Below are 12,336 nucleotides of genomic sequence, written 5' to 3'. Positions count from 1 at the left end.
TACAATAATTCATCTAACAATCCGTAAATCTACTCGCTATACTGACCAGCAATTAGTTTGCTATTAGCGCTCATTAAAACGCACTTGTTATGAAAAAGCTATCTTGTTCGGGTCGTGTTCATCCATTTTTTTTGATCATAATTATAATTTTGGTCGCAATACCGATGGGTTTCTATGGCATGTATCTCTATATTGCCCCATCTTTGCCAGAAATGACCACCTTAAAAAAAGCGCCATTATTAAAACCATTGCAGGTTTATAGTGCCGATAATGAGCTAATTGCCGAGTATGGCGGCAAGCTTTCTGTGCCTGTCGATTATGAACATATTCCTGAAAAATTCATTTTTGCATTCTTAGCTGCAGAAGATTCTGCCTTTTTTGAACACAGTGGGATTAGCTTCAAAGGCTTAGGGCGCGCGTTGAGCGAGGCGGTAACAGGCTCCAATGTGCAAACTGGCGGCTCGACCATTACCATGCAAGTGGCAAAAAACTATTATCTCAGTCCTGAACGCACCTTAAAGCGCAAACTCACCGAAATCTTTTTAGCGCGTAAAATTGAACAGAACCTGAGCAAAGAAGAAATTTTGACCTTATACGTCAATAAAATCTTTTTGGGTAAAAATGCCTATGGCATCGCGGCAGCTGCCAAAATTTATTACAACAAAAGCCTAGAAGAACTGTCGATTGCACAAATGGCGATGATTGCAGGCCTACCTAAAGCACCTTCGCGCTACAATCCCGTGGTAAATCCTGAGCGTGCTTTGGAGCGTCGCAACTGGATTTTGGGACGTATGCTGCAACTGGGCTATATCAACCAAAATGAATACCAAAAAGCCATTGCTGAACCGATTAATTTAGATATGCCAGACCGCAGCATCAGCAATAAACATCCGTATATTGGTGAGATGGTACGTGCTGAACTGGTCAGTAAATTTGGCGAACAAGCGGTTGATTCGGGCTATAAAGTTTACACCACGGTAGACAGCAAACGTCAGATGTATGCAGAACAGGCGGTACAAGAAGGCTTAGAAGCCTATGACCGTCGCCACGGCTGGCGTGGTGCAGAGGCACACGACAAACCGCTGAATGAGTTTCGTGCTTATGCCAACACCTACCCTGCGCAAGTCAGCAAAGTGCTGAATAATTCTTTTGAAGCGTTAATGCAAGATGGCACAACAGTTACTGTACCATGGTCAGGTATGTCTTGGGCGCGCCCCTATCGCAATGCCAACAGTGTAGGCAATGCGCCAAGTCGTGCGGCACAGATTGTAAAAGTCAAAGATATTGTCCGTTTACGTCCAAATGAAAATAAAACCGCTTGGTCATTGGTACAAGTACCGAAAGTGCAAGGTCAATTGGTCGCAATTAACCCGAATAATGGCGCCATTGAAGCGTTGGTTGGTGGCTATAACTTCTATCAATCTAAGTTCAACCGTACTTTACAAGGTTGGCGTCAACCGGGTTCTACCATTAAACCTTTTGTGTATGCACTGGCTTTAGAGCGTGGTATGACGCCACACACCATGGTCAATGACAGTCCAATCACCATTGGCAAATGGTCACCACGTAACTCCGATGGTCGTCATTTAGGTATGATTCCATTGCGTCGTGCGCTGTATTTATCTCGTAACACGGTTTCGGTGCGTTTATTGCAAAATGTGGGAATTGAGCGCACCCGCCAACTGTTCATGGATTTTGGATTGCAGGAAGATCAGATTCCGCGTAACTACACCATTGCATTGGGCACGCCACAAGTTTTGCCTATTCAAATGGCAACGGGCTATGCCACTTTTGCCAACGGTGGTTACCGTATTCAACCGCACTTCATTAACCGTATTGAAGATGCTTATGGCAAGGTGATTTATCAAGCCAATCCTGAATATGCGTGTATTGCTTGTATTAATGCCAAAGAACAAACGCTTGAAAGTGCCGAAGCCACTACACCAGATGATGAAGTGATTGAAGTCACCAATAAAAAACTGGCACAAGCTGAACAATATCCGAACTTATTGGCAGAGCGTAGTCAGTACAAACAGGCACAGCGTATTTTAAAATCTAGCTCGGCGTATGATATGTCCAATATTTTACGTGACGTAATTCAACACGGTACTGGACGTGCTGCGCTCAGAATTGGTCGTGGTGATATTGGCGGTAAAACAGGAACCACCAACGATGCAAAAGACGCTTGGTTCGCAGGTTTCAACGGCAAACTGGTGACTGTGGCTTGGGTGGGCTTTGACCAACCGACCACTTTAGGACGTCGTGAATATGGGGGGGTTGCAGCGCTGCCAATTTGGACAGACTTTATGGGCAATGCACTTAAAGGCACACCTGAAGCATGGGTCAGTTTGGACAGCAAAGCCAAAGCGCCACAGCGTGAACTCAATCAAATGAGCGCAGAACAACAGCAGGATTATCGTGCTTCACCGCCATTGGCACGACCATTGTATCGACCTGCACCTGCAGCACCAGTACGCGCGCCTGAGCGTGATTTTGACGACTTACCAGGCGAGGAAGTGTTAATTCCTGACAATGCTGCACCGCCTGCCATGCACGCGCCAAACAACAGCCCTGCCAAACCAAATGCAGCACCTAAACCTGCTCCCGATGCTTTAGAAAACTTAATTGACGAAGTCTTATAACCACAGACAAGCAGTCAGAAAAAAGCCCTCTTATGCAAAGATGAGGGCTTTTTTATGGGCTATTCAAACTTATTTTTTCTGAAACAGATAAATTTGATGCTGTGCTGTCACGTCAAACTGGGTTCGCTGTTCCAATGCCTGACGGCGCTCTGCTTTGGCTTTATAGGCATAAGGTGTCATAGCAATTAAATGAATTAAATCGCTTTGATTGAGCTGTAATGGTGTTTCCACCACGCTGGCATCAATCAAATCAAAAGTAGTTTGTAATTGGGTGATAAATTTTTCGGGTTCATGTGGCTTTACCTCTTCGAACAACGCTTGACGCATCGCCAATAAATGCTCAGGCGCAGGCGTCACCACCAACAAATAACCTAGTGGTTTTAAAACCCGTAAAATTTCATGTTGTGGAATTGGGCTAAACAAGCTGGCACATAAATCAATACAATGTTCTAAAACAGGCAAAGTTGCCCCTGTCCCCACCACCCAAGTCACTGCGGGATTCAGTTTCGCCGCCACTTGTACGGCATTCTTGGCAATATCCACCCCGACACACTGCAACACTTCGCCTTGCATGGCAGCGGTGTAATAGCCTTCACCACAGCCAATATCCAACAAATTTTCGATGCGTAAGGTGCGAATTTTTTGCACCACTGCCTGTTGCAAGGGCGCATAATGCCCTGCACTTAAAAATGCACGACGTGCCTGCACCGAAGCAGGTGTATCCCCCGGATTTTTACTGTGCTTATGCTGCACCACATGCAAATTGACGTAGCCTTGTTTCGCAACATCATAGCTGTGATTGCTGGCACAACGCCACGTTCGATCATGCAGTTGCAATACCTGACGACACACAGGACACATCAGCAAATTCATCATTTTCTCCAGAGTGAACCACATAAAAAAGTCGGCGAGTGCCGACTTTTAAAATTTTCGGTTGGATAGGCTTAACGTAATTTTAAAGTCATTAAACCTAAAACCACCAGCATAATTGTGATAATCCAGAAACGAATCACCACTTGAGTTTCACGCCAGCCTTTCTTTTCATAGTGGTGATGCAACGGCGCCATTAAGAATACCCGTTTATTGCGCATACGTAGTGAGCCAATTTGCAGGAATACCGAAATCGCTTCAACCACAAACACTCCGCCCATAATCGCAAACACGATTTCCTGACGTACCATCACGGCAATCGTACCCAGCATTGCACCCAAAGACAATGCACCGACATCGCCCATAAAGACTTGTGCAGGATGCGCATTATACCACAGGAAGGCTAAGCCTGCTCCAATCATCGCGGCACAGATTACCACCAACTCAGACGCATATTTCACATAAGGGATATGCAAATAATCAGCAAAACGAACATCCCCCGCCAAGTAGGCAAAGACGCCCAAACCTGCCGCAACCAACACGATTGGCATAATTGCCAAGCCATCTAAACCATCAGTTAGGTTCACCGCATTTGAGGCACCGTTAATTACCAAATAGGTAAAGATAATGAAGCCAATACCGAGTGGAATCAACGACAATGGAATGCTGAAATCTTTAAAAAATGGAATCAACACATCCAGCATATCTGCAGTTTGTGCAGGATTTGGCTGTTGGGTTGCAATCACATACAATGCAATACCCGCACCCAATGATGCTACCGAAGTCCAGAAGAATTTTTTACGCGCTGGCAAACCCGCATTGTCTTTGTAGCGAATTTTAATCCAGTCATCTGCCCAGCCTACAGCGCCAAAAATGACCATAACTGCCAGTACAATCCAGACGTAAGGGTTAGATAAATCTGCCCACAATAGGGTCGAAATACCAATGGAAAGTAGGATTAATACCCCGCCCATGGTTGGCGTACCCATTTTTTTGGCATGCCCTTCAGGTGCATAAGAGCTGACTGCCTGACCGTATTTTAATGCTTGCAGTTTACGAATCATCACAGGGCCTAGCACCAAACCGATGCCAAGCGCAGTCAATACACTCAGTAATGAACGTAATGTTAAATAACGAACCACCTGAAACGAGCTGTTATAGCCCGCCAGCTGCTCAAATAACCATAACAGCATTTAAATTTTCTCCATCAATGCAGCCATCAACGTTTCCATATGGGTATAACGAGAACCTTTAAATAGGAAACTCATGGACTGAGGTTGATGTGTTTTTACCAGATCAATTAAAAACGGCAAGGCTTGTTCTTGAGTGACAAAAGCCTGTAATTTTTTTCCATATTGGGTACTACGTGCACCTTCTTGGGTCGCTGGTGCAAATTCACCAACTGCCACCACAAAGTTGATGCCACGAATAGACACCAAATCACGCCCCAACATATAGTGCTGTTGTGCTGCGCTATTGCCCAGTTCGCCAATATCACCGATCACCATAACCCGCACACCTGTTTGCTGTGCAAGGACTTCGCCTGCAGCACGCATAGAGGTTGGATTGGCATTATAGGTGTCATCAATAAATAAATGCGTGCCTTGCTGAATAAAGTTCAAACGACCTTTTGCCCCTTGTGCCTGCTCCAAGCCTGCGACAATATCATCTAAACTTACACCAATTGCCAGTGCAAAAGCGGCAGCAGCCGTGGCATTTTGTACATTGTGTTCACCTGCAAATGGCAAGTGAATTTGACGCACCCCTTGCGTGGTATTTAAACAAAAACGTGCTGATTGTGGTTGCAACTGAATGTCTGTCGCAAACACATCACCGCCTTCACCAAAACTTAGACACTGTTCTGACTGAACCGCTTGCTGAATCTGTTCAGCAAAATCATCGGCAGCAGGGACAATCGCTGTACCTTGCGAGGCAATATGTGCATAAATTTCAGACTTGGCCCGACAAATACCATCACGCCCACCAAACTCACCCAAATGCGCAGTACCAATATTGATAATGCCTGCCACCTGCGGCTGCACCAAGTTTGAGGTGTAATCGATTTCACCTTGATGACTGGCGCCCAATTCCATCACTGCATATTGATGGCTAGCATTCAACTCCAATAACATCATCGGCACACCCAAGTCATTATTCAGGTTGCCACGGGTAATTAAAGTCGGTGCCAAACGTGACAAAATACTACCGAGCATTTCTTTAGTGGTGGTTTTACCGCTACTGCCTGTTAACGCAATCACTTTTAATTGAGGATGTTGCTGACGACGAAATGCGCCCAAGTGTCCTAAAGCTAAACGGGTATCAGGCACGACCAATTGGCAAATATCTGCGTCTACAGGCTGGCTGACAATTGCCATAGAACAGCCCTGAGTCGCTACTTGTGCCACAAAATCATGCGCATCAAAACGCTCACCTTTTAAAGCCAAAAAGGCATCGCCTGCTTCAGCATGGCGTGAATCGGTTAAAATACGTTTAATCTCGCCTTGCGGTGCTTGCCCATTGGACCAATAACCCTGTGTTGCCTGTTTGAGTTGTTCGGCAGTCCAAGGTTCTAAAATTGCGGTACTGGTGGTGGAAGTGTGCATACAAATTCCTTATTGGGCAGGATAAGCAGAAGGTGAACAATGCTGTGCATCTATCGCAGATTGCACTTCAACCACATCGTCAAACCAGTGTCTTACCCCATCTATTTCTTGATAATTTTCATGACCTTTGCCTGCAATCAAGACAATATCGCCTGACTGTGCATGTTTGACTGCATATTTAATCGCTTCACGACGATCATGAATTTCATGGCTCTGTGCCACCAACAAATCGACACCTGTCTGCATATCGGCAAAAATTTGCAAAGGATCTTCAGTACGTGGGTTATCTGAAGTCAAAAGCACAACATTGGCATAGTCCAATGCCGCTTGGGTCATCAGTGGGCGCTTACCACGATCCCGATCTCCACCGCAGCCAAACACCGCCCAAAGCTGTGCGCTAACATGGCGTTTTAAGGTTTGCAACACTTGAATTAGGGCGTCTGGCGTGTGTGCATAATCCACCACAAATAAACGCTCTGCATCACGCAACACTTGCATACGCCCCGGTGCGCCTTTGAGTTGTGCAGTCGTGTGTATTAAATCCTGTAATGCAAAACCTGCTTGCTCTGCTGCGATTAAACTCGCGACCAAGTTTTCAACATTAAAATGTCCGAGCAACGGACTTTGCACCACATATTCTGCCGTAGCAGTTTGTAGATGGAAACGTACACCATTCAGACTGTATTCAATCTGCTGTACTTGATAGTCTGCCGCTTGCTGCGTGGAATAAGTCAAAATTTTCGGTTGCGCAGGGTTCTGTTGCGCCGCTTGCAACATGATCCCAGCATATTCATCATCTAAATTGACAATTGCAACTTTTAAACTGGCAAACTGAAACAGCATGGCTTTGGCTGCAGCATACGCCTCTAAAGTACCGTGATAATCCAAATGATCACGGCTCAGGTTGCTATATACCGCAATTTCAATATCGCAGCCATTTAAGCGCCCTTGCTCCAAACCATGTGAACTGGCTTCAATTGCGGCAAATTTTGCCCCCTGTTGTGCATAGCTGTATAAAGCATTTTGCAGTTGCAAGGCATCTAAAGTGGTATGTGTTGAAGCTTCCAAATTAGGCAAAATTCCGTTGCCTGTGGTGCCCATTACCGCACAGCGTTGGGCTTGTAACATTAACAACTCAGCAATTAAGCGGGAAATCGTGGTTTTACCATTGGTGCCCGTGACTGCAAGCATACGCGCTAAAGGTACAGGCTGTCGTGCTTGTAAATATTGTTTTTGCCACTGTCCCATGCGCTGACGCACATCTGGCACCACCAAATTATTGGCAACTGCCAGTTCAGTTTCCGAAATCACCGCCAAAGCACCTTGATCTAAAGCTGCTTGTGCAAATTGTGCGGTTTTTTCAGGCTGCGACAAACTGGTCAGGGCAATAAAAATTTGCCCTGCTGTCACATGGCGGCTGTCGAGTTGAAAGCCCTGAAAGTCTTGTATCATCCAATCTGCAACGCGGGAACTGCGATAAATATTTTGAAAGCTGATAGACATGCGTCACCTGTTATTGGATGTTGGGAGTTTCTAAAGGTTTATCTAAAGGTACGTTCATTAAACGTAAAGATTCTTGCATCACACGAGCAAATACAGGCGCTGCCACCAAACCACCATAATACTGTCCTGCTGGATTTTCCACCACGACAACCATGGCTAAACGCGGATCACTGACTGGCGCAACCCCAGCAAACAAGGCACGATATTCAGTCTGTGAATAGCCTTTGCGGTCTGCACGAAGTTTATGCGCTGTTCCCGTTTTACCTGCAACCCGATAGCCTGGAATATTGGCTTGACGTGCCGTACCACCGGGTAACGTTACGGCTTCCATCATCAGTAGAACTTGATCGGCAATTTTAGCATCAACAATTTGTTCGCCTTTAGGCTGTTCTTCTAATTTGTATAAACTCAGCGGCATTTTTACGCCTTTATTGGCAAGCATGGCATAGGCATCTGCCAATTGCAGCACAGTGGCGTTCAAACCATAACCATAAGACATGGTCGCCACTTCCGACACATTCCACTTGCTTGGCGGCAAAATTAAACCTGCACTTTCACCCGGAAATTTCACTGCAGAACGCGCACCAAACCCTAAACGCTTATAAAAAGTCGGTAAGGTTGCATACGGTAAAGATAAAGCAATTTTCGCCACACCCACGTTTGACGATTTTTGGATAATTCCCGCCAAAGTCAGTGAGCCATAATTGTGGGTATCACGAATGGTGTGATTACCCACCCGCATTGAACCACCACTTAAATTGACCACGGTATTCGGTGAATATTTGCCACTTTCTAGTGCCATTGCCACCGTCATAGGCTTCATGGTCGAACCCGGTTCAAAAGAATCCACCGCACCACGGTTACGCATGGCATCTTTATTGGACAAACTTTTTTTGTCATTCGGGTTATACGACGGCCAACTGGTCATCGCCAAAATTTCACCCGTTTTCACATCTACCGCAATTGCTGTGGCTGAACGGGCATTATTTGCCACCCCTGCTGCAGTCAATTCACGATACATAATGTATTGCAAACGTGAGTCGATACTCAGGGTAATATTTTCGCCCGGTTCAACCTCTCTCACCACTTCTGGGTCTTTGACACGGTTACCCTTTTTATCGCGCACGATTTGCTGTTCGCCATCCACGCCTGCCAAGCGGGTATTTAGCTGCATTTCCAAGCCTTCAATGCCTGTGCCTTCACTATTGGTCAAACCAATAATTTGTGCATTCGGCTGTGGCTGCGGGTAATAACGCTTATAGTTTTTCTCGGTATATACCCCTTGGAAATTACGTTTTAGAATCAGCTCTGCCTGTTGCGGCGGCACTTCTTTTTGTAAAACCAAATAACGTGAACGCGGACGCTCGTTCATTTTATTTTTCAGTTCTTGGCGATCCATCCCAACTGCATCGGCAAGTTCATCTAAATTCAAGTTTTTATCTGGCAATTGACGCTGCAATTTACGACTGGTCGGATTTTTTTCCAACTCGGCTGTAATTTCTTCAAACAGTTTTTTATTGTCAAAATAATCACGTGGATCAATCACCACTTTCATTACAGGGGTACTAATTGCCAAAGGCACACCGTGGCGATCATAAATCACCCCGCGCATAGCTTTGAGCTTTTCTGTTCTTAAAATATTGGCATTGGCTTTGTTTTGTAAAAAGTCATGGTTCACAATTTGCACATAAAAAGCACGTCCCACCAGTGCCACGAACACCAGCAGTACCACAGCCCACATTAAGTAAAAACGCCACATTTCTACATGAATGGCATTTTTTCCAGTTACCGATTGCTGTTTCTTTCGGGTTTGCTTTTTACGCGTATCGACCATGTGCAACTCGCCTTATTGTTGTTCTGAGGTTGTAGGCAAAGAAATCACCACAGTTTGCGGTGCGGGCGGTGAATACATACGCAGTTGCGTCACCGCACGGGTGCCAATTTGTGCAGTTGCACCAAAGGTCTGCTGTTCAATTAACAAACGTCCCCATTCGGCATTTAAGTCATCTCGCTCGCGCATATAAGAACTCAGCTCACGATAATCATGGCGATATTCAAACACTTGAAACACCACCATAATCGCGCTGATAAACACCAGCGCCAATAAAATAAAATAGGCGACCATTTTTTTCAGTCGCACTTGAGATTGATTTTTTTTAACGGTTTCAGTTTTCATTATTGGCCTTTTCAAGCTAATCGTTCTGCAACACGTAGCCATGCGCTGCGTGAGCGTGGATTGGCTTTGACTTCTTCATCACTGGCACGCACACGTGAGATTTTTTTCAATCGACGTGTATCTTGTTGCTGTTGTGGCAAGCCCCAACCTGAATCTTCAGGCAGGCTCGATTCTTTTTGAATAAACTGTTTAATTAAACGATCTTCCAAAGAGTGGAAGCTAATTACAGCCAAACGACCTTCGGGTTTTAATACCTCAACCGCCTGCGGTAAGAAGTTTTCAATATCTTCTAATTCTTTATTAATCGCAATACGAATTGCCTGAAAAGTACGCGTTGCAGCGTGTTTGTTTTTTTCCCACTTCGGATGGGCAACTTTTACAATTTCAGCCAATTGTGCGGTGGTTTCAATATAACCCGCCTGTTTAATGGCTTTGGCAATACGGCGGCTATAACGTTCTTCACCATATTGAAAAATCACATTGGCTAAGGCTTCTTCTTCAATATCCACCAGCCATTCTGCTGCAGTCGGGCCTTGTGAATTGTCCATACGCATATCAAGCGGGCCGTCTTTCATAAAGCTAAAACCGCGTTCTGCCTGATCTAGCTGTGGTGACGACACGCCTAAATCGGCCATCACACCATCGACCTGAGTGACGCCCAAATCATTCAACGCTTGCTGCATATCGGCAAAACTGGCATGAATAATTTGAAAGCGCGAATCTTGCTGCGCCAATTCTGCTGCCACGGCCAAAGCTTGTGGATCTTTATCAAAGGCATAAACTCGCGCCTGCGCATCCAATTTGGATAACAACAAACGCGTGTGTCCACCTCGTCCAAAGGTGGCATCGACATAAATTCCTGTATTGCGATCTGCCAACACGGCATCAACAGTTTCATGAAGTAATACAGAAATATGCGACATAAGGTTCAATCAATACAGCTAAAATGTAACTGCACATTATTACCTTGTTTTGGCAAAGCTCCAAACGTCTTTTTGTAGATAAATATTACTTTCCATAGGGAAAACCGTTTTTGACTTTTTTAAAGCACAAAAAAATCTCCGTAGAGATTTTTTTGTGTGCCAATCCAATAAAAGATTAGCCGAAAATGGATATCTGTTTAACGCTTAGTATTATAAATTTGGTCGAAAATCGCACCATTCACAAAATGTGTTTTTTGTGCATTTTCCCAGCCACCGAACACTTCATCAATGGTGAAGGTTTTTAATTTCGGGAATTGTGCTGCATATTTTGCAAGGACTTTTTCATTACGTGGACGGTAGAAATGCTTAGCCGCCATTTCCTGACCTAAAGGTGAATATAAATAGTTGATATAGCCTGTCGCTAACCATTTATTGCCATTTTTTTCTACTGTGCGGTCTACGATTGCCACCGAAGGTTCAGTCAAAATAGAAATAGATGGATAAACAATATCAAACTTGTCTTTGCCTAAGGTTTTTAAAGTTACAAGGGCTTCATTTTCCCAAGTCAACAACACATCACCAATGCCACGTTCAGCAAATGTAGTCATCGACGCACGTGCTGCCGAATCCATCACTTTTACATTGTGGTACATCTTGCCCACAAATTCTTGCGCTTTGGCCTTAGAGCCGCCCGGCTGCTTTTCTGCATAACCCCAAGCCGATAAATACACCCAACGTGGCAAACCACCTGTTTTCGGGTTAGGGGTAATAATTTGTACGCCTGGTTTGGTTAAGTCATTCCAGTCTTTAATGTTTTTCGGATTGCCTTTACGCACCATAAAGACGATGGTCGAGGTATAAGGCGCAGAGTTATGAGGAAATTCTTTTTGCCAACCTGCTTGGATTTGACCTGACTTTACAATTTCTTCAATGTCATTTGCCAATGCCAAAGTGACAACATCGCCCTTTAAACCATCGACCACAGAACGCGCTTGCTTGCCTGAACCACCATGTGATTGTTTAAAGTTGACGTCTAAACCTGTACGTTTTTTCCAGTACTGACCAAACGACTTGTTAAATTCATCATAAAATTCGCGGGTCGCATCATACGATACATTTAAAAACTGACGATCTGCAGCCTGAGCAGTCGTTGCAGCAAAACCTGTTGCCAATAGCGCAGCAGCCAATAAAGCTTTCAATTGAGTTTTCATTACAGCACACATCACCTTTAATCTGTCGCTCAATATATGCAATGCTCAGGCGCTGCGCAATTTGTAAAAAACATGCAAAAAATGATTAAATTCAAATAATTTAGCTTTAATTAATTGTTTTTAATCAATTTAATTCAAGATGCGGCGTTTATTCCAAATTTATACCTTTTTATGGATTAGATATATAAAAAGTGAATAAAACTTTGATCCGTTTTTAGACTCAACGGTAAAATAAGCGACATCACAGCAATCAAACCCGCTTCAAAACTATTTTATTGTGACTTTTGTAACAATCTTCACGATATCTCCACAGTTGTTTGTTACAACATGTTCTAAATCAAAGATCATCTGAAAAATCGGTATATAGTGAGTAAATGATGATAAAGATCTTATTAAGAGTGTGACGCA

General features: G+C 44.4%; 9 protein-coding genes. 1 reads left to right on the top strand and 8 read right to left on the bottom strand.

All coding sequences use genetic code 11. From position 1 onward, the window contains the following. Positions 1-89: 89 nt before the first annotated feature. Complete coding sequence (gene ponA, locus FTV28_RS06445; protein ID WP_179989771.1) at positions 90-2,642, top strand: penicillin-binding protein PBP1a; 2,553 nt, start codon at positions 90-92, stop codon at positions 2,640-2,642. A 69-nt stretch (positions 2,643-2,711) separates the two neighbouring features. Here ponA and FTV28_RS06440 read toward each other — a convergent pair whose 3' ends face one another. From FTV28_RS06440 to FTV28_RS06405, 8 genes are all read right to left on the bottom strand, one after another. Next, entirely contained in the window at positions 2,712-3,515 is an 804-nt protein-coding gene (locus FTV28_RS06440; protein ID WP_179989769.1) for a putative RNA methyltransferase, read from the bottom strand. Positions 3,516-3,586: 71 nt separating this feature from the next. Beyond that, complete coding sequence (gene mraY, locus FTV28_RS06435; RefSeq protein ID WP_019836136.1) at positions 3,587-4,705, bottom strand: phospho-N-acetylmuramoyl-pentapeptide-transferase; 1,119 nt, start codon at positions 4,703-4,705, stop codon at positions 3,587-3,589. Further along, on the bottom strand, positions 4,706-6,115 hold the full coding sequence (gene murF, locus FTV28_RS06430) for a UDP-N-acetylmuramoyl-tripeptide--D-alanyl-D-alanine ligase (RefSeq protein WP_179989767.1): 1,410 nt from the start codon (positions 6,113-6,115) through the stop codon (positions 4,706-4,708). A gap of 9 nt (positions 6,116-6,124) precedes the next feature. After that, on the bottom strand, positions 6,125-7,618 hold the full coding sequence (locus FTV28_RS06425; RefSeq protein ID WP_179989765.1) for a UDP-N-acetylmuramoyl-L-alanyl-D-glutamate--2,6-diaminopimelate ligase: 1,494 nt from the start codon (positions 7,616-7,618) through the stop codon (positions 6,125-6,127). Between the two features lie 10 nt (positions 7,619-7,628). Then, positions 7,629-9,452, bottom strand: coding sequence for a penicillin-binding protein PBP3 (gene ftsI / locus FTV28_RS06420; protein WP_179989762.1), 1,824 nt, complete (start codon positions 9,450-9,452; stop codon positions 7,629-7,631). Between the two features lie 12 nt (positions 9,453-9,464). Continuing rightward, positions 9,465-9,797: a cell division protein FtsL gene (gene ftsL / locus FTV28_RS06415; protein WP_171458979.1), complete on the bottom strand. Its 333-nt coding sequence runs from the start codon at positions 9,795-9,797 to the stop codon at positions 9,465-9,467. Between the two features lie 8 nt (positions 9,798-9,805). Beyond that, positions 9,806-10,717 (bottom strand): 16S rRNA (cytosine(1402)-N(4))-methyltransferase RsmH, encoded by a 912-nt coding sequence (gene rsmH / locus FTV28_RS06410; protein ID WP_004974437.1) that lies wholly within the window; start codon positions 10,715-10,717, stop codon positions 9,806-9,808. A 197-nt stretch (positions 10,718-10,914) separates the two neighbouring features. Beyond that, a complete protein-coding gene (locus FTV28_RS06405) occupies positions 10,915-11,928 on the bottom strand; it encodes a sulfate ABC transporter substrate-binding protein (RefSeq protein WP_096901291.1) in 1,014 nt (337 codons plus the stop codon). Positions 11,929-12,336: the final 408 nt, after the last annotated feature.

The sequence above is a fragment of the Acinetobacter sp. YH12252 genome (assembly GCF_013417365.1).
Classification (GTDB): Bacteria; Pseudomonadota; Gammaproteobacteria; order Pseudomonadales; family Moraxellaceae; genus Acinetobacter; species Acinetobacter towneri.
The sequence above is the reverse complement of the archived record's forward strand: the minus strand, read 5'-3'. Positions and strand labels throughout refer to the sequence as shown.